The sequence below is a fragment of the Streptomyces sp. NBC_00341 genome (assembly GCF_041435055.1).
Lineage (GTDB): Bacteria > Actinomycetota > Actinomycetes > Streptomycetales > Streptomycetaceae > Streptomyces.
This window is the reverse complement of record NZ_CP108002.1, coordinates 7441378-7460211: the sequence shown is the minus strand read 5'-3', so window position 1 is coordinate 7460211 and position 18834 is coordinate 7441378. Positions and strand designations below refer to the sequence as shown.

At 70.1% G+C, this 18834-nt stretch carries 16 protein-coding genes; 5 read left to right on the top strand and 11 right to left on the bottom strand.

What is annotated here, in order from left to right; translation table 11 throughout:
• The first annotated feature begins 137 nt into the window (after window positions 1-137).
• The 3 genes from OG892_RS33505 (at window position 138) to OG892_RS33495 (ending at window position 3117) form a co-directional block, all read left to right on the top strand.
• Window positions 138-911 (top strand): hypothetical protein, encoded by a 774-nt coding sequence (locus OG892_RS33505; protein WP_073735156.1) that lies wholly within the window; start codon window positions 138-140, stop codon window positions 909-911.
• A 272-nt stretch (window positions 912-1183) separates the two neighbouring features.
• Window positions 1184-1537: a PRC-barrel domain-containing protein gene (locus OG892_RS33500; protein ID WP_328864766.1), complete on the top strand. Its 354-nt coding sequence runs from the start codon at window positions 1184-1186 to the stop codon at window positions 1535-1537.
• Between the two features lie 314 nt (window positions 1538-1851).
• Window positions 1852-3117, top strand: a complete 1266-nt coding sequence (locus OG892_RS33495; protein WP_073735228.1) for a sodium:proton antiporter — start codon at window positions 1852-1854, stop codon at window positions 3115-3117.
• Between the two features lie 114 nt (window positions 3118-3231).
• On the opposite strand, the gene OG892_RS33490 is transcribed toward OG892_RS33495, so the two are convergent.
• The 4 genes from OG892_RS33490 to hydA form a co-directional block, all read right to left on the bottom strand.
• The gene (locus tag OG892_RS33490; RefSeq protein ID WP_371631043.1) at window positions 3232-5277 is read right to left on the bottom strand and encodes a CocE/NonD family hydrolase; all 2046 of its coding nucleotides are present in this window, start codon (window positions 5275-5277) and stop codon (window positions 3232-3234) included.
• Between the two features lie 34 nt (window positions 5278-5311).
• Window positions 5312-6625, bottom strand: coding sequence for an acetyl-CoA carboxylase biotin carboxylase subunit family protein (locus OG892_RS33485; protein ID WP_371631042.1), 1314 nt, complete (start codon window positions 6623-6625; stop codon window positions 5312-5314).
• A gap of 74 nt (window positions 6626-6699) precedes the next feature.
• Complete coding sequence (locus OG892_RS33480) at window positions 6700-7701, bottom strand: TIGR03842 family LLM class F420-dependent oxidoreductase (protein WP_327339829.1); 1002 nt, start codon at window positions 7699-7701, stop codon at window positions 6700-6702.
• A gap of 11 nt (window positions 7702-7712) precedes the next feature.
• Complete coding sequence (gene hydA / locus OG892_RS33475; protein WP_371631041.1) at window positions 7713-9113, bottom strand: dihydropyrimidinase; 1401 nt, start codon at window positions 9111-9113, stop codon at window positions 7713-7715.
• Between the two features lie 270 nt (window positions 9114-9383).
• Between hydA and OG892_RS33470 the strand changes: the two genes are divergently transcribed.
• Complete coding sequence (locus OG892_RS33470; RefSeq protein ID WP_371631040.1) at window positions 9384-10334, top strand: hypothetical protein; 951 nt, start codon at window positions 9384-9386, stop codon at window positions 10332-10334.
• Between the two features lie 58 nt (window positions 10335-10392).
• Here OG892_RS33470 and OG892_RS33465 read toward each other — a convergent pair whose 3' ends face one another.
• The 5 genes from OG892_RS33465 to OG892_RS33445 all read right to left on the bottom strand — a co-directional run bounded on the left by OG892_RS33465 (window position 10393) and on the right by OG892_RS33445 (window position 14966).
• A complete protein-coding gene (locus OG892_RS33465; protein WP_371631039.1) occupies window positions 10393-11676 on the bottom strand; it encodes an aspartate aminotransferase family protein in 1284 nt (427 codons plus the stop codon).
• On the bottom strand, window positions 11673-12515 hold the full coding sequence (locus OG892_RS33460) for a nitrilase-related carbon-nitrogen hydrolase (RefSeq protein WP_073735148.1): 843 nt from the start codon (window positions 12513-12515) through the stop codon (window positions 11673-11675). Before OG892_RS33460 ends, OG892_RS33465 begins: the two co-directional genes overlap by 4 nt.
• Window positions 12516-12716: 201 nt before the next feature.
• Window positions 12717-14063: a hypothetical protein gene (locus OG892_RS33455; RefSeq protein WP_371631038.1), complete on the bottom strand. Its 1347-nt coding sequence runs from the start codon at window positions 14061-14063 to the stop codon at window positions 12717-12719.
• A 173-nt stretch (window positions 14064-14236) separates the two neighbouring features.
• Window positions 14237-14617, bottom strand: coding sequence for a PPOX class F420-dependent oxidoreductase (locus tag OG892_RS33450; RefSeq protein WP_073735147.1), 381 nt, complete (start codon window positions 14615-14617; stop codon window positions 14237-14239).
• A gap of 79 nt (window positions 14618-14696) precedes the next feature.
• Window positions 14697-14966, bottom strand: a complete 270-nt coding sequence (locus OG892_RS33445; protein ID WP_073735146.1) for a helix-turn-helix domain-containing protein — start codon at window positions 14964-14966, stop codon at window positions 14697-14699.
• A gap of 41 nt (window positions 14967-15007) precedes the next feature.
• Between OG892_RS33445 and map the strand changes: the two genes are divergently transcribed.
• A complete protein-coding gene (gene map / locus OG892_RS33440; protein WP_371631037.1) occupies window positions 15008-15775 on the top strand; it encodes a type I methionyl aminopeptidase in 768 nt (255 codons plus the stop codon).
• Between the two features lie 74 nt (window positions 15776-15849).
• Here map and OG892_RS33435 read toward each other — a convergent pair whose 3' ends face one another.
• Both OG892_RS33435 and ggt read right to left on the bottom strand, forming a co-directional pair.
• Window positions 15850-16689, bottom strand: coding sequence for a glycoside hydrolase family 75 protein (locus OG892_RS33435; RefSeq protein WP_371631036.1), 840 nt, complete (start codon window positions 16687-16689; stop codon window positions 15850-15852).
• A 146-nt stretch (window positions 16690-16835) separates the two neighbouring features.
• Entirely contained in the window at window positions 16836-18644 is a 1809-nt protein-coding gene (gene ggt / locus OG892_RS33430) for a gamma-glutamyltransferase (RefSeq protein WP_371631035.1), read from the bottom strand.
• Between the last annotated feature and the right edge of the window lie 190 nt (window positions 18645-18834).

Genomic DNA, 18834 nt, shown 5'->3' with positions numbered 1-18834 from the left:
CGGGACGTCACGCCGGGTACCCGTCCGGGCGCCGTTTTCTCCGTCGGGCGGCCGTCCCTGCCCCGGCGTACGCTCGAAAGACCGGACCGCGGACCTCAACCCCGCGCAGCCCCGCCATCACCCTTCGAGGAGGCGACGTGACCGGTCCACACCTCGGCACACGCCCGGCCGCATGGACCGCGGCGATCGTGCTCTCCGTCACCGGCGGCGGCCTCGTCGGCGGCGGCGTGGCACACGCGGACGACATCGACACCCTCACCGCCCAGCAGATCGCGGACCGCGCCCGCGACGCCCTGCTCGACGCCCATTCCATGCACCTGAGCGTCCGCGGAGACCTCGGCAGGGGCAGTACGGCGATGTCCCTGGACCTCACCCTGGACCGGAGCGGCAACTGCGACGGCTCGGTGGACCTCGGCAACAGCCAGGGCTCGGTACAGATCGTCAAGCGCGGCAACGATGTCTGGGTCAAACCCGACGCGGACTTCTGGAAGAACCAGGTCCCCGACGGCGGGCAGGCCTTCGCCGCGATCCTGAACGGCCGCTACATGAGGGCCTCGGCCACCGACTCCCGGCTGCTCCCGCTGACGAAGGCCTGCGATCTGGACACCTTCCAGAAGCTGGTCAGCGACAACGCGGACAACGAGGCCGGCACGCTCAACAAGGGCACGAAGACCACGCTCGGCACGACATCGGTCGTACCGCTGACCAGGACGCGGGACGACAGGACGCTGGTCCTGTACGTGACGGCCACCGGCAAGCCGTACCCGCTGCGGCTCACCCTCCAGGGCGACGGGGCGGACGCGACCGTGGACTTCTCCGCCTTCGACAAGCCGGTGCCCACCTCCACCCCGCCGCCGGACCAGACCTTCGACATCAACGCCCTGCTGGGCCGCTCGACGGGGACGGCGTGACGCCCGGTCTCCTCGGGCAGGGTACGTAGCCCCCGAGGAAGCAGCGGGTGCCATGAATCCGGGCCGCGACGCACCGTCGTCGCGGCCCGGATTCATGGCATTGCGGTCCCGTGAAATCGACGCAACAAAACATCCGCAACATATGTGTGTGGGGTCCAGGATGCAGGGCACCCGAACTTCTGAGAGCGCGTCACCGGCTATTTCAGAGACGCCGGCCGACTCCACGGTCTTGACGGTGGAGCAGCGAAGAATCTCAATGAGGGAGCAGTTTTATGAGTGACAACATCTGGGGCTATCAGCCGACCGCGGGCCACACGGCGGGCACTGACCTCATCGGTTACAAGGTCGAGGCCACCGACGGAAGCATCGGCAAGGTCGACAAGCACTCGGACGACGTCAACTCCTCGTACATCGTGGTCGATACAGGTGTCTGGATCTTCGGCAAGCACGTCATGCTGCCCGCCGGTACGGTACGCACCGTCGACCAGGCCGAGCGCAAGATATTCGTCGAACTGACGAAGGACCAGATCAAGGACTCCCCCGAGTTCGACAAGGACAAGCACGTCGGTGACGCCGGATATCACGAGCAGGTCGGCGGCTACTACGACAGCTACCGCCGCCGCTGACCCCGCGGCACCACCCTCAAGCCAGGGCCGGCCAGCAGATTCTGGCCGGCCCTGGCGTGCGCGTACAACGGCCCTGGAGTACGCGTACCGACGGCACCGGCCGGCTCCGTAGCGGGAACCCGCACTTCACCAAAGTATCGACGTCTATTACGGTCTGCTTTCCTCCACCTCAGCCTTCACCCCACGCCCGGGGTCATGCCATTGAAGCGGGACACTTATTCCTTGACCGCCCCGATAATCGCGAGGTTCCCGCTCCGACGGAATTCGTTCCGTCGGCCTCACGTGCGGCCAACCGAAAGGAGCGGCCGGACGTGATAACCACCACCGGTGCGGTCTACGCGTGTCTCGGCATCGGCGTCCTGCTCGCCGCGGTGCTGCCCCGACTGCTTTTCCGCCTGCCGGTCTCCGTTCCGATGGTGTTCCTCGCAGCGGGTACGGCCACGTACTTGCTTCCTCTGCCTCTTCCCACGGTGGACCCCGTCACGGACCGGATCTGGGTGGAGCATCTCACCGAGCTGTGCGTCATCACTTCGCTGATGGGCGCGGGGCTGGCCATCAACCGTCCCTTCGGGTGGCGGCAGTGGTCCACTACATGGCGGCTGCTCGGACTGGCCATGCCCCTGACGATCGGTGCCACCGCGCTCGCGGCCTGGTGGCTGCTCGACTGGCCGCTGTCCGTCGCCCTTCTGGTGGCGGCCGTGCTGGCGCCGACGGACCCGGTACTCGCCTCCGAGGTGAGGGTCGGCGAACCGACGGACGCCGAGTACGACGAGGACGAGGTGCGCTTCGCGCTGACGAGCGAGGCCGGCCTCAACGACGGGCTCGCCTTCCCCTTCGTTCTGGCCGCCGTCGCGCTGGCGGCGGCCGGCGACGGCTGGTCCACCAACTGGATCTCGCACTGGGTCCTGAGCGACGTTCTCCTCAGGATCGGCGTGGGCCTGGCAGTCGGCGTGGGTGCCGGCCTGCTGCTCGGGCGGATGGTCTTCCGCTCCGACACGCGGTCCTTCCGGCTCTCCGAGAACGGCGGAGGCTTTGTGGCGCTGGGAGCGACGTTCGCCTCCTACGGCATCACCGAGTCCCTGCACGGTTACGGCTTTCTCGCCGTGTTCGTGACTGCCTGCACCGTGCGCAGGTTCGAGCACGGCCACGGCTATCACAAGGTCCTGCACGAGTTCACCGACCAGATCGAAAGGCTGCTGATGGCCGTCCTGCTCTTCGGAGTGGGCGCCTTCGTGGCCACGGGTGCCCTGCGCCACCTCACCTGGCGGGGCGCCGTCGTGGGTCTGCTCCTCCATCTGCTGATACGACCGGTGTCGGGGTGGTTCGCACAGTCCGGCGGGCGGGGCGGCCGGAAGGAGCGCCTGGTCACCGCGTTCTTCGGGATCCGCGGAATCGGATCCCTCTTCTATCTCGCCTACGCCTGCGGCAAGGGCGACTTCGGCGCGTACCAGAACGAGATGTGGTCAGTGGTGGTCTTCACCATCCTGGTGTCGGTCCTCCTCCACGGCGCCTCCGCGCCTCCGGTGATCGCCCACCTCGACAGGCTGGGCGACGACGCACCGCAGAGCCGCACCGGGTGACCAGCCGTCAGTTGCGGCCCGGGTCCGGCCGATGACCCGTCCTCGACGCCGGGCCGCCCCCCACTCGGCGGCCCTCCGGCAACCGGCGCCTACAGCGGCCGGGAACGTCGCGACTCAGACGTTCGTCCTCGGAACGCTCTCGTTCCAGGTGCGGGAGAAGACCCTGCGGCCGTCCTCGTAGCCGTCCAGCGTGGCATCGACGTGGAATGCGTTCTCGTCCGATGTCAGGATGGTGCGCGTCTCCACCCGGATGTCCCATGCGGGACGCCTGAACCGCATCGTCCAGGCGGACTCGCCGCTCACCGAATCGAAGTCGTCCGCGACGGACGTGTACTTCTCGACGGCTCGCAGCCCGACCTCGATCCCGTTCTCCTCGTACCGCTGAAGTCCGCGGTCCTTGATGATGTCGAGCGAGGAGTGGTAGTCGACCAGATTCCTCGACACGGTCCAGGCCTGTTCGGGCTCGGTCAGCTGGGTCACCTCCGCCGGTGTGCAGCCCTCGGGCTCACCGAAGGGCTGCAAGGTCCCATCGTCCGGGGTGTCGGTGGGCCGGATCGGCAGCGTGAGGGAACTGCCGTTCTCGTGGACGCTCAGGAGAGCGGGTTCGGGCGCCGGCCAGACCAGCGGCCAGTACGAGGTGGAGAGCGAGAGCCGGATGCGATGCCCGGCCGGGAAGACCTGAGCGACCCCGTTGAGGGGAATGCGCACCCGGTACGCCCGGCCCGGTTCCAGCGGTTCCGGGCTGTCGCCCGCCCGGTGCGCGAGGTTGAGCACACCGTAGGTCACCCTGGTCGCCCGGCCGTCGGCCGCCACGTCGGAGAGCCGGACAGTGATCTGTGCCGTCTCCTTGGGCGAGGACACCAGGAGTTCCACGGCGGGCGCGCCGAGGATCTCCACGCGTTCGGTCAGCGGCTCGGTGTCGAAGACGAGAGAGCCGCCGTCCTCCTCTCGTTGGTCGTACGGCAGATCCGGTGGGGCGTTGTACGAGGCCCACTTCCCCGCGAACTGCCCGACCGAGAGCGGCGACTGCACCGTGTGGACCCGGCCCGCGGATTCGTCTTCCTCCGATGACGCGGGTTCCGCGCCGGCGCGCACGATGGCGCGGTCGCGCAGGGGGTGCGGCACCTCCTGGATGTGCGGCGAGGGCCAGCTCGGCTCCCCCACCCAGCGGCCCGGCCGCTCCTCGTAGGAGGTGGACGGCGGCACACTCTCCTGCATCCAGGCGCGGATCATGGGGCCGTCCATCACACCGTTGTCGACGCCCTTGAGCCAGTGGTCCCACCACCGGACCACCTCCTGCAGATAGCCGATGGCCGGTCCCGGCTCGCCGAGGTGCGGCATCTTGTGCGACCAGGGCCCGATCAGGCCCTTGCGGGGCACCTGGACACGGCTCAGCAGCCGGGTGACGGCATTGGAGTACCCGTCCGCCCAGCCGCTGGAGGCCAGCACGGGGCAACGCAGGGCCTCATAGTTCTCATTGAGCGAGGCATGGCGCCAGTAGTCGTCGCGGTGCTGGTGGCGCAGCCATTCCAGGACCCAGGGGTGCGCGGATGCCAGCCGTTCGTGCCACATGTCCCGCCAGCGCTCACCGACCACGGCGGGATCGGGAGGGCAGGTGGCGTAGGCGAACATGGTCCCGGCCTCGGCCAGGTTGTCGGACAGCATCGCACCGCCGAGATAGTGCATGTCGTCCGCGTACCTGTCGTCCGTGAAGGACGCGATGACGATGGCGCCCAGACTCGGCGGCTGCCGGGCGGCGACCTGGAGTGCGGCGAACGCGCCCCAGGAGATGCCCATCATTCCCGTGGTTCCGTCGCACCAGGGCCGCTCGGCGAGCCAGGCGAGCACCTCCTCGATGTCGCACTGCTCCCGTTCCAGGTACTCGTCCAGCAGGACGCCCTCCGATTCGCCCGTGCCCCGCAGGTCGACGCGTACGCAGGCATAGCCGTGCCCGGCGATGTAGGGGTGGTGGATCGCGTCGCGAGTGGAGGTCAGATCGTTCTTCCGGTACGGAATGGCCTCCAGGATCGCCGGTACCGGCTCCCGGCCGGAGGTGACCGGACGCCAGATCCTCGCTGACAGCCGGACCCCGTCCGACATCCTGATGGTGACGTGGTCCTCCCGCTCGACCGCTTGGGGAAGCTGGTCGACGTATCGCATACCGATGATGTGCTCCTTTCCGCTCGGGGCCTCTTCAGGACGTCTTCTCGTCACGGCCGCCCGGTGCGGTGTGGTCAAAGGTGAGGCCGAGGGCTGCGATGCACTGGTCGAACTTGCGTCGCAGGCCCTCCTCGTCGTCCGCCCCGGTGAAGATGTGGGCGATCTCGTAGCTGTAGCTGTCCTGCTGGGACACGGAGGAGAGCTTCTGCCCCTCTGCGGGCACGACGTCTATCCGCACCCCGGGTATCTCCCGCTCGATCGCCGCGAGCTCGTCAGGGGTGGGCACCTGGTGCACCGTCCCCTCCCCGAACCACCTGTAGTACCACTTGGCGGCCACGCCGTACGGGCCCTGCCCGCCGGGGAGGGCGGGGTCGTTTCCGAGTGCGAGGCTGATCATCCGGTGATGGTTGGGGGCGCCGTCGACATAGTCGAACAACTCCGCGTGTGACTGGGAGTGCCGAGGATTGATCTCCAGCAGGCTGACGTCACCGGTCTTGGGGTCGTAGAAGTACTCGATGCTGAAGGTGGCGGAGTCCATGCCTATCTGCCGCATGGTCCGCTCGCTCACCTCGTGCAGTTTCTGGATCACCGAGGGCGGCAGAGCGCTCGGGTACTGGTGACGCAGGAAGCAGGAGGAACCGGAGTAGTTGATCGAGTCGAGTACTCCGTAGACGGTCACCTCCCCGTCGTTCACATATCCCTCGACCGCCACCTGAATGCCGGTCATCGCTTCCTCGGCCAGACAGACCTGGCCTCCCACTCCCGCCATCTCCGGCGGAAGTTCCAGGAGCTCCAGTACCTCGTTGAACGGCCTTCCGACCCGGTCGATGCCCTCACGGATCTTGTTCACGGCCGTGCGGAACTCCGTCATGTCCGAGACGCCGTAAGCCAGTTCCGACGAGTACGCGAGGGCAGGCTTGAGCCACATGGGGAAGCCCACGCCTTCGGGCGGCTGAGGATCCGCGCTGTCCAGATCCACCACGCCGAAGCTCGGGTATTCGTCGATCACCTTCTGCTGTTCCAGCCGGCTCCAGTACTTGTGCTCACATTTGACGACGGACTCAAGGCTCGTGGTGCGCGTGCCGTATTCGCTGCCGAGCATCGGCACGAGCGTGCTCACGGGGAAGTCCCAGTAGCCGACGATCGCGTCGATGCTGCCCTCGTGCGCGTCCAGGATCTCGCGGGCACGGTTCATCAGATCGGCCACCGAGACCTCGCCCTCCTGCAGCTCGCTGATGCTCAGCAGGGGATGGAAGCGGTACGTGTCGGATTCGGGGACGGATTCCAGAGTCGGCAGATTCGCCTCGTCCAGGCCGAGTATGAAGATGTTCTTCCGCTGTACGGGCACGGCGTGGTCCTTTCGTGGGGTCCACGGCGCGTACCCACCACACAGGCTCCAAACCGGCCCACCCCGCGGAGGGGTCAGTCGGAGAGGGCGGGGATGATCTCGGCGCCGTAGGCGTCGATGGTGGCCTCGCGGGCGTCGTGCATGTTGTAGACGGCGAACTGGTCGACGCCCAGATCACGCAGGGCCCGGAGCTTCTCGATGTGCGCCGCCGGGGGTCCCAGCAGGCAGAACCGGTCGACGATCTCGTCCGGTACGAAGGTCGTGTCGGGGTTTCCGGCGCGGCCGTGGTGGCTGTAGTCGTAGCCCGCCCGTCCCGCGATGTACGCGGTCAGCGCCTCGGGGACGAGACCGGAGTGCTCGCCGTACCGGGTGACCAGGTCGGCCACGTGGTTGCCGACCATCCCGCCGAACCAGCGGCACTGCTCGCGGGCGTGGTCGAGATCGTCGCCCACGTAGGCGGGCGCGGCGACGCAGATGGTGACGGAGTCCGGGTCACGGCCCGCCTCCGCGGCCGCGTCCCTCACCGCTTTGATCATCCATTCGGTGAGGAAGGGGTCCGCGAGCTGGAGGATGAAGCCGTCGGCCTTCTGCCCGGCCAGCGCGAGCGCCTTGGGCCCGTACGCACCCATCCAGACGGGCAGCCGGCCGTCCTTGACCCAGGGGATCTGGATCGGCTGCCCGTCGACCACGGCCTCGCGTCCCTCCGCGAGGTCGCGGATGGCGTCCATCGCCTCGCCCAGCCTGGCCAGCGTGTTGGGACTGCGGCCCGCCACCCGCATCGCGGAGTCGCCGCGGCCGATGCCGCAGACCGTCCGGTTGCCGTACATGTCGTTGAGGGTGGCGAACGTGGAGGCGGTGACCTCCCAGGTGCGGGTGGAGGGGTTGGTGACCATGGGCCCGACCACGAGGCGGTCGGTGTGTTCGAGGATGCGGCTGTAGATGACGAAGGGCTCCTGCCAGAGCACCGCGGAGTCGAACGTCCAGCCGTAGCGGAAGCCGTTGCGTTCGGCGCGGCGCATCAGGCCTACGACGGCGGAGGCGGGCGGGTCGGTCTGCAGGACGAGTCCGAAGTCCATTTCGGATGCTCCTAGTTGAGGTACTGACAGGTGGCCCGGGGGGTGTACATGCCGTGTCCGGCGCGGCCGGTGAAGGTGCGGCGGTCGATGACGACCTCACCGCGCGAGAGCACGGTCTCCACCTGTCCGGTGAGCCGCTTTCCCTCGTACGCCGAGTAGTCCACGTTCATGTGGTGGGTCTCGGCGGAGACGGTCTGTTCGGCGGCCGGGTCGTAGATGACGATGTCCGCGTCGGCCCCGGGCGCGATGGTGCCCTTCTTCGGGTAGAGGCCGAACATCCGGGCCGGCGAGGCGCAGGCGATCTCGATCCAGCGGCGGCGCGAGATGTGGCCGTCGACGACAGCCTGGTGCAGGAGGTCCATCCGGTTCTCGACGCCCGGCATGCCGTTGGGGATCTTCGAGAAGTCGCCGCGTCCCATCTCCTTCTGCCCGGAGAAGCAGAAGGGGCAGTGGTCGGTGGAGACGACCTGGAGCTCGTTGTTCCGCAGCCCCCGCCAGAGCGCCTCCTGGTGCTCCCTGGGCCGCAGCGGTGTGGAGCAGACGTACTTCGCGCCCTCGAAGTCCGGCTCCGCGAGGTTGTCGGTGGAGAGGAAGAGGTACTGCGGGCAGGTCTCCCCGAAGACGGGCAGTCCCTTGTGGCGGGCGGCCGCGACCTCGGCGACGGCCTCGTCGGCGGAGACGTGCACGATGTACAGCGGGGCCCCCGCGACGCGGGCGAGCTGGATGGCGCGGTGGGTGGCCTCCGCCTCCAGCGCCACCTTGCGCACGTCTCCGTGGTAGCGCGGATCGGTGCGGCCCGCGGCGAGCGCCTGCTCGACCAGGACGTCGATGGCGATGCCGTTCTCCGCGTGCATCATGATCAGGCCGCCGTTGGACTCGGCCCGCTGCATGGCGCGCAGGATCTGGCCGTCGTCGCTGTAGAAGACGCCGGGGTAGGCCATGAACAGCTTGAAGGAGGTGACGCCCTCCGCCACCAGCAGGTCCATCTCCTTGAGCGAGGAGGCGTTCACGTCGGCGAGGATCATGTGGAACGCGTAGTCGATGGCGCAGTTGCCGTCCGCCTTCGCGTACCAGGCGTCGAGCCCCTCGCGCAGGGAGCGCCCCACGGACTGGATGGCGAAGTCGACGATGGTGGTGGTGCCGCCCCAGGCCGCCGCCCGGGTCCCGGTCTCGAAGGTGTCCGCGGCGTAGGTGCCGCCGAACGGCATCTCCATGTGGGTGTGCGCGTCGACGCCGCCCGGGATGACGTATTTGCCGGTGGCGTCGATGGTCCGCTCTGCGGTCCAGCTCGCTGCGGCGTCGGTGCCGTGCGCGGCGAGTGCGGCGATGCGGCCGCCCTCGACGAGTACGTCGGCGTGGATCTCGTCGGATGCGGTGACGACGAGGCCGCCGTGGATGACGGTGCGGCTCATGTACCCCTCCTCACTGTGGCGGAACGGGTCTACGCACGTAGACCGGTGCGTGGTGAAGAACGTAGAAGTGGGTTGCCCACTGTGGCAATACCGCTGCGGTCAACCGCTGAAGACGTTTCCGTTTCATCCGTCCGGCACTCCACCGGCCCATCGCGGCGCCCCGCGCCTGGCACCGGACGGGCGAGTGGAGCGAGTCCGTGCGGGGGAACCCACCGGGCGGCGGGCGGCAGTTCGTCCCGGATCCGGGGGTCGGTCGCCTAGCTTCGCTCCATGATCAGAAACGCAGTCATCGCCTCGGCCACCGCCCTCTGCGCCTTCCTTGCCACCGCTCCCCCGGCCGCCGGGGCTCCCGGCCCGTCCGACGGCTGGCAGCGGGTCGGCTCCGGCATCCTGGGCGGGGTCAGCGGCATGGCGCTCGTCGAGGGCGCGCCGGTGGCCCAGGGCCTGGCCGACGCGGTTGTCGTACGGGACAACAAGGGCGATCACGAGAGCAGGGTGGCGACGCTGCGCCTGCGGCCCGGCCGGGCACCTGCCGTCAGCGAACTCCCCTGGCTCGGCGTGCTCCCCGCAGACCTGGAGGCGCTCGACGCGGTGCCCGGCCGCCCCGGTCACTACATCGCCGTGGCCAGCAGGGGCGACGCCTACCACATCGTCGTGGCGGACGGCCGGGCCGTGGTCCAGGGCGGCCCGGCCGCGCTGCCGGGCCGGCACGACGGGGACAACTACGAGAGCTTCGCGCTGCACCGCGACAGGTCGGGCCGGACCTTCGCCGTGTGGGCGACGCGGGGCAGCGGCCCCCGCGCGGCCGTCGTGAGCGCCTCCTCGGTACGCGTCGGTGCGCACGGACCGGAATTCGGCACCGTCACGGCCCGGCAGGAGTTCGCCGTACCGTTCCCGAACGAGGACGAGGTCCGCCACGCCAGCGACCTGAAGGTCCTTGACGACGGCACCGTCCTGGCGTCGTCGGCCTCGGATCCTAATGTGGACGACGGGCCGTTCGCCTCCGCCGTCTACGAAGCGGGCCGGCTCACCGTGAACGGGGCCCATGACGCGGTGCTGCGCCTGACGCCGAAGGACGACCTCGTCCCGTTCGCCCTCTTCACCAAACGGGACAACCGGAAGATCGAGGCCATCGCCTTCGCGCCGGGCAGGCAGGCCGTATGGGGCACCGACGACGAGAACTACGGAGGCTCCGTGAAGTTCGATGCGGTCGGGCGGTAGCCGGCCGCCCGACGAGGGGCCCGAGGGGGCGCCGGACCGGCGGCGCCCCGTCATGGGATCACCCCGCCGCCCGCAGCGCGTCGGCGAGGATCGCCGCGCCCTCCTCCGCCTCCGCGACGGAGAGCGAGAGGGGCGGGGCGATACGCAGCACGCTGGTGTTGTGGCCGCCGCCCTTGCCGATGAGCAGGCCGCCCTCCCGGGCCGCCTCCAGGACGGCCGAGGCCGCTTCGGGGTTCGCCTCGTCCGTGCCGGGCTTCACCAGCTCGATGCCGATCATCAGGCCCCGGCCGCGTACCTCCCGGACGCACTCCGAACCGGCCGCGATCGCCCGCAGCCGCTCGGCGAGGAGTCCGCCGACCCGGCGGGCGTTGCCCTGGAGATCGTGTTCGAGGAGGTACGAGAGGTTGGCGAGTCCGGCGGCCATGGTGACCGGCGAACCGCCGAACGTCGAGATGGAGTTGGCGTCCAGGCAGTTCATGACGTCGGCGCGGGCGATGACGCCTCCGATCGACATGCCGTTGCCGATGCCCTTGGCGAACGTGACGATGTCCGGCGGACCGTTCTCCGCGTGGGCCTGCCAGCCCCAGAAGTGCTCCCCGGTGCGCCCCCAGCCCGTCTGCACCTCGTCGGAGATCCACAGGATGCCGTGCCGGTCGAGGACTTCGCGGAACGCCGCGTACAGGCCGTCGGGCGGTGAGGTGAACCCGCCCACGCCCTGGAAGGGCTCCGCGATCAGTGCGGCGGCGTCCCTGGTGTGGCCGAGCAGGTCCTCCAGGTCCGCCACGCAGGCCGCGATGAACTCCGCGTCGCTCAGGTGCGCGTACGGCCCCCGGCCGCGGACGCCCCCGTGCACGTACAGCGTCTGGAGCGGGGACAGGGCGGTGGGCGACCAGGCGTGGTTGCCGGTGATGGAGACGGCGGAGAAGGACCGGCCGTGGTAGCTGTTGCGCATCGCGAGGATCTGGTTGGACCTGCGGTACGCGGTGGCCAGCAGCAGCGCCGTGTCATTGGCCTCGGTGCCCGAGGTGGTGAAGAAGACCCGCGCGTCCGGGATGCCGGAGAGGCTGACCACGCGCTCGGCGAGCTCGACCATCGGCCGGTTCAGATAGAGCGTGGAGGAGTGGATGATCCGCCCGGCCTGCTCGGTGACCGCCTTGGTGACCTCTGGCAGCGCGTGGGCGGTCATGGTCGTGAGGATGCCGCCGAAGAAGTCGAGGTAGCGGTTGCCGTCCGCGTCCCAGACGTGACGGCCCTCGCCGTGGGTGATCTCCAGCGGGTGCCGGTAGTAGAGGGCCAGCCAGTCCGGGCTGACGGCGAGATGGCGGTGGTGCAGGCTGCTCACGGCTCGACCAGTCCCTCGTACGCGTCGGGTCGGCGGTCCCGGTAGAACGCCCACTGCTGGCGGACCTCGTCGATCAGCCCGAAGTCGAGGTCACGGACGAGCAGTTCCTCTTCCTTGTCACTGGCCACGTCACCGACGAACTGCCCCCGAGGGTCGACGAAGTAGCTGGTGCCGTAGAAGTCGTTGTCGCCGTACTCCTCCTGGCCGACGCGGTTGATCGCGGCGACGAAGTACTCGTTGGCGACGGCGGACGCCGGCTGCTCCAGCTGCCAGAGATGACCGGACAGGCCCCGCGAGGTCGCGGACGGGTTGTAAACCAACTGAGCCCCGTTGAGACCGAGTTGACGCCAGCCCTCGGGAAAGTGCCGGTCGTAGCAGATGTAGACGCCGACCTTGCCGACCGCCGTGTCGAAGACCGGCCAGCCGACGTTGCCGGGCTTGAAGTAGTACTTCTCCCAGAAACCCTTGACCTGCGGGATGTGGTGCTTGCGGTACTTGCCGAGATACGAGCCGTCGGCGTCGATCACCGCTGCGGTGTTGTAGTAGAAACCGGACTGCTCGACCTCGAAGACCGGAACCACGATCACCATGCCGGTCTCCCGGGCCAGCTCCCGCATCCGCTGCACGGTCGGACCCTCGGGCACGGCCTCGGCCCAGCGGTAGTGCTCGGGTTCCTGCACCTGGCAGAAGTAGGGGGCGTTGAACACCTCCTGGAATCCGATGATCTTCGCCCCCTGCCGGGCTGCCTCGCGAGCGTGTTCCTCATGCTTGGCGATCATGGATTCGGTGTCGCCGGTCCAGGTCGCCTGGACGAGTGCGGCGCGTACGACGTGGGACATGAGCTGCTCCTTCGACGCGGCGTCAGAGAGCCTCTTGGCAGTTTCTACGCCCGTAGACACGTGCGTAGGAGGAGAACGTAAGCCCCGTCACACAGCGGGGCAAGACCATCGCCGTGAACCAGCGGAGTCGATCATGTTTCACACCCGTGCGGTCCAGCCCGGGGAGCGCGGGGGGATCGGCCGGATGGCCTACGAGCCGCCCTAACCGATCCCCGCGACCCTCAGCGCGTGCACCACGTCCCGCTCCCGCGCCGGTGACACCCCCCGGGCCGCCGCCAGCAGTTGCGGTACGAGGCGGCGCGGATCGCTCTCCGCGATCCTGGCCGCGTCCTGCGGTGTCCGGACCCGGACGAAGGCGCCGAGCAGCGCCTGCGCCTGGGGGCCCCGGCCGGCCCGGTCGAGGGCGGTCACGGCGTCGGCGATCTCGGCGGCCGGACGCGCCACGCCCTGGCGCAGCAGCCGGCCGCAGTCCTCCGGCCGCCCCGCCTCGGACAGCGCGGCGGCCGCTGCCGCGAGTGCGGCCGGAGGCAGCGAGGAGACCTCCCACAGCAGGGTGGCCCAGTCCGCGTCGAGCCCCGCCCGCTGAAGCTCGGCCGCGAGCACCGGCAACCGGTCCGCGGGCCGGCCGGCCGCCTCGCAGAGCACCCCGTGCGCCTCCCCGCTGCGGCCCTCCGCCCGCAGCCGGAGCAGCGCCGCGACGGTGTTCCGGGCGGCCTTCACCGCCTCGGGGTCCACGGGGGCCTCTGCGGGGCCCTTCTCCACGCCGGGCGCACCGCCGAACCGGGCCCCGCGCGGGACGGTGGCCGCCACCGGCGGCACGGGCAGGACGGGCACCGCGGACGCGGGGCTTTCCTCATCCGCGTCCAGACCGGCGAACCGGGCACCGCGAGGCCTTCTGCGCAAGGGTGCGGCGGGGGCGGGGGTGGGATTCGACGCGGGCGCGGCGGGATCCGGAGCGGGCGCGACCGGGGTGGACGGAGCGGGCGGGCCGGGGGCCGCCGGGGCGGGCGCGGGCGCAGCGGGGGCCGGGGCGGCCGGCGGCGGCGCGACTTCGGGGGCGGCGTCCCGTACCGCCGCCAGCCGTCGGCGCAGCTCCACACAGCGGGCGGCGGCGCGTTCGTGGTCGTCGCGGGCCCAGGCCGCCGCCTGGGCGTCCACCGCGCCCGCCGCGCCGCCCTCGTGGGCCGCACGCAGCCGCTGGGCGGCATGTGCCTGTTCCCGCAGCATCAGCTCCAGCCGCTCCACGAGCTGCTGCCGCCCGCCGGGGCGGCGGTCATGGGCGGCGGCCGAAGTGGCGTGGAGCTCGGCTGCGCGCACCGACTCCCGGTCGGCGAACACGTCGCCGCGTACCGTCGCGAGGTCCACCAGGAGCGAATCCACCACATCCCAGGGCGGGATCTCGGTGCCCTCCAGACAGGCCCGCATCCCTTCCGGATCGCGTGCGCAGAAGACCCCGTACCAGCCCCGGGCGGGATCGAGCAGCCGCGTCAGATACCGCAGGTAGTGCGCGAACTCACCCAGGGACAACGCAGGTTGATGCACTGTCATTTCCGCCTTCGGCCGCCGTCGGCTGGAGCCTTCCAGTCCGCAGGCATTCGACCGCAGGCGTGTTACGGGACGGCTACGCGCTCTTTTCGGTAGCGGTGCGGGCGCCCACTAGCAGGCCTGTACGAGTGGCCTGTACGAGTAGGCCTGCTACGCGGGGCACACGCGTCCGGCGTTCAGAAGGTGATGGCGATCCCGGTGTGCGGCCGCTTGCCGAGCCGGAAGACCAGCGCCGGGTAGTCGAGCAGCCAGTACTTCCAGGTGTACTTGCGGCCGATGGCCTTGCGCACCGCGCTCATGTCCTTGGCATCGACCAGTCGTCCGGTCCCCTCGGCGCTCGGGGCACCCTCCGCGATCCGGCCGCGCACGTCACAGACCGTGACGAGGACGCGGGGGTCCTTGCGCAGCCGCTTGACCTTCCATGAATCGGCCTTGGTCCAGATGAGCAGTTCGTCCCCGCCGACGGCCGCCCAGACCGGGGTGGCGACGGGCGTGCCGTCCTTCCGGTACGTGGTGAGGCTGACGTACTCACTGCGCGCGAAATCCTGGAGACTCATGGCGCAACCTTACGCACCTCGCGCCCGGTCCGCCGCACGGCCCGAAATCCCCAACAGCCCCCGGCCGCAGCCGGTTCGGCTAACTCGCCAGCGGGACGACGGCCGGTTCCGCCGCGCAGCGCAGGAGCAGCTCGTCCATCGAGAGGCCGAGCGCCCCGGCCAGCGCCGCGACGGTGAAGAAGGCGGGGGTGGGAGCGCGGCCGGTCTCGATCTTGCGGAGCGTCTCCGCCGAGATTCCGGCACAGCGGGCGATGTCGACCATGCTGCGGTTGCCGCGCGCCTCGCGGAGCAGACGACCGAGCCGCTCGCCGCGCAGGTGCTCTTCCGGGGTCAGGGGTGTTCGTACCATGCCGTCATTCTAATACCGCCTGAACCGGTATAGTAATTGGTATGGTGCAACTCAAGACGGACACGTCCATCGAAGCCATGCGCGAGGCCGGCCGGATCGTGGCGCAGGTGCTCACAGCCGCCCGGGCCGCGGCGGCGCCCGGCGTCTCGCTGCGCGAGCTCGACGAGGTGGCCCGCGACGTCCTGCGCGAGGCGGGCGCCGGCTCCCCCTTCCTGAACTACCGGCCGGACTTCGCCCCGGTCCCGTTCCCCGGCGTGATCTGCACGTCCGTCAACGACGCGGTCGTGCACGGAATCCCGACGGACCTGCGGCTGCGCGAGGGTGATCTGGTGAGCGTCGACGCGGGCGCCACGCTCGACGGCTGGGTCGGGGACTCGGCGATCAGCTTCACCGTCGGCCGCGCCCGGCCCGCGGACACCCGGCTGATCGAGACGGCGTTCACGGCGCTGGACGCGGGCATCGCCGCGGCCGTCGTCGGCAACCGGATCGGGGACATCGCGCACGCGATCGGCCGGGTCTGCCGCACGGCCGGCTACGGCATCCTGGAGGGGTTCGGCGGCCACGGCGTGGGCCGGTCCATGCACGAGGACCCGGGCGTCCCCAACGAGGGACGACCGGGCCGCGGCATGCCACTGCGGCACGGCATGGTGCTGGCGATCGAACCGATGCTGCTCGGCGGCGGCCTGGACACCTTCCGCACCGACCCGGACGGCTGGACGCTGCGCACGTCCGACGGCAGCAGGGCCGCCCACGCCGAGCACACGGTGGCGATCACGGACGAAGGCCCCAGGATCCTGACCGCACTGTGACGACCACAGAGGGACGACCACAGAGGGACGACCGCCGAGGAGCGGCCGTCGGGGGACGGCCACCGGACAGTGCCCTAGTTGTTCTGCAAGAACTCCTTCGCAAGCGCGTCCCCGGCGGTCACGGCGGCGTCATGGCTCTCGATCGGTGACACCTTCGAGTTCTTGAACAGTATGTACGTGACGCCGGATTCGGCGCCGCCGGTCTCCGGATCGGGGTCGATTCCGAGGGCCTTCGCCGTGGCGTACGAGGCCTCACCGATGATCTTGTCGGGGCCGGTGTCCCCGACGACGGCGTACTCCACCTTGCCGCCGTAGATGACGGCGACGACGCCACCGCCCTTGATCCCGGCACTGCTGTAGTTCCAGATCGAGCTGCTGCTCGGCACGACGACGTACGGCAGCTTCTCGGCGCTCAGCGGCTTGTCGCCGGAGGTGTGGAACGCGGTGTCGTCCTGGAACCAGGGGTCGGTGTCCTCGTTGCAGGCCGTGGTCACCTGCCCGTCGCAGTCGATGTCCATGTCGGCCTTCCAGAACACCGCGCCGTTCGCGCCGCAGACCGGCACCGTGGCCGAAGTCTCCTCGTCCGTGCGGTACTTGCCGTTAGAGATCTGCGAACACGACGAGACCTTGGCCAGCAGGTCTGCCGCGCTGACGGAGCCCTCCTTGATACCGGCGGACGGCTTCCCCCCGGCCCGGGAGGCGCCGTCCGCGGTGGAGCCGGAACCGCTGGAGGGGCCGTCGTGGGACAGCCGGGCGGTCTGGGCGACGGGCGCCAGGCGCACCGCTCCCGGGTGCGCGTTCCGCGCTGCCGTGGAGGGGGTGAGGGAGCCGCCGGAGGCGGCCGGTGTCAGCGATCCGGCCGCGAGGAGTGCGGCGCCGGAGGCTGCGGCGAGGGCAAGCGCTTGCATACGCATGGTGGGGGTGCCCTTCTGTTAGGAAAGTTTCCTTACCGAGATGCCAAGATGCCCCCCAGTCATGCCCGCGTCAATACCGCCGAGGCCGGCCGCCGCGGCTCCCCCGCGGTCGGCCGACCCCCCTGCGTACGGTTATCGACGGCTCGTCATGGCCGTCCGGCGGGCCTCACCACCATCGCGGAACCGCCGCCCCGGCGCTCCGTCTCCGCGGCCGCGAGCCAGCGCCCGTCCGGCAGCCGCTGCACCCCCGTCGCCGCGCCGATCTCCGGATTCGGCGTGAAGACGTGCCCCAGCGCTTCGAGCCGCGCCCGCACCGGGCTGTTCCACAGCCCCGGTTCGAGCTCCGTCTTCGCGGCGTTGCGCTGGCTGGCGCGGGGCGCCGCGATGGCGTCCACCAGCGGAAGCCCCCGGTCGACCTTGCCGATCAGCGACTGCAGCACGGTGGTGATGATCGTGGCGCCGCCCGGCGAGCCCAGGGCCAGTACGGGCTGTCCGTGCTTGAGCACGATGGTCGGGGAGATCGACGACCGGGGCCGCTTGCCCGGACCCGGCAGGTTCGGGTCGTGGACGGCCGGGTCGGCGGGCGCGAACGAGAAGTCCGTCAGCTCGTTGTTGAGCAGGAAGCCGCGCCCCGGCACCGTCATGCCGCTGCCGCCGGTCTGTTCGATCGTCAGGGTGTACGCGACGACGTTGCCCCACTTGTCGGCGGTCGTCAGGTGAGTGGTGTTCTCCCCCTCGTACGTCGTCGGCGCGGCCTTCCCGCCGGTGGCGCAGTCGGCCGGATGCCGGGGGTCACCCGGGGCGAGCGGGCTGGTCAGCACCGCGTCGTCCTTGATCAGGCACTCCCGTGAGTCGGCGAACCGCCGGCTGAGCAGCTCCTTCGTCGGCACGTCCTCGAACTTCGGGTCACCGACCCAGCGGCCCCGGTCGGCGAACGCGATCCGGCTCGCCTCGATGTAGCGGTGCAGGTACTGCGTCTCGCTCGCCTTCGAGAGGTCGGTCGACTCGAGGATGTTCAGCGCCTCGCCCACCGTCGTACCACCGGAGGAGGACGGCGCCATGCCGTACACGTCGAGCCCCCGGTAGCCGGTCTTCGTCGGCGCCTGGCGCAGCGCCCGGTAGGAGCGCAGGTCCTTGGTGGTCAGATCGCCCGGCCGTACCACCCGGGAAGAACTGGGGTCGACGGGGGGATTGCGCACCGTGCGCACGACGTCGTCGGCCAGCTTGCCCCGGTAGATCTCGTCGAGCCCCTTGTGGCCGATCTCGTCATAGGTACGGGCCAGGTCCGGGTTCTTGAACACCGATCCGACCACCGGCAGTTGCCCCCCGGGCAGGAAGAGCTTCCGGGTCGCCGGGAAGTCCGCGAACCTGGCCTGATTGCCCTCCGTCTGGGACCGGAACGTGCTGTCCACGACGAAACCGTCCCGGGCGAGGCGTTCGGCCGGCTTCAGCACCTGCCGGAGCGACTTGCTGCCCCAGGTGTCGAGTGCGGTCTCCCAGGTGGCGGGGGTGCCGGGCGTGCCGACGCCGAGTCCGCTGGTGACGGCGTCGTCGAAGGCGAGGGGCTTCCCGTTCTCCATGAACAGCGAGGAGTCCGCGCTGTGCGGTGCGGTCTCCCGGCCGTCGATGGTCTGCACGGTCCGGGTCCTGGCGTCGTAGCGGACGAAGTAGCCGCCACCGCCCAGCCCCGCCGAGTAGGGCTCGGTCACCCCGAGCGCCGCCGCGGTCGCCACCGCCGCGTCCACCGCGTTGCCGCCCTTGCGGAGCACCTCGATACCGGCGGCGGTCGCGTCGGCGTCGACGCTGGAGACCGCTCCCCCGTATCCCACCGCGACGGGGGACTTGGCTGTCGGCGTGGCCGGTGGCGCGGACGAGGACGGGGCAGCCGCCCCGACCGACACCACTGCGGCGAGAACACCTAACAACGACACATTCCGCGCGACGGAACGTCGCATGCGCACCTCCAGTGCAGGATCGTCCGCGCAGGGTAGCGCCGCCCCGGCCGCCCCGTCAGGACCGCCTCGAACTTGAGGCCGAATGCCCGCCGACATGCCCGCCCCTGACTGACGGCGTACGCGACGCGGAACAGGGCGTGATAGCCGTCGGCCTCGTCGCCGCACCATCTCCGCCCCGGCCCACCCGGCG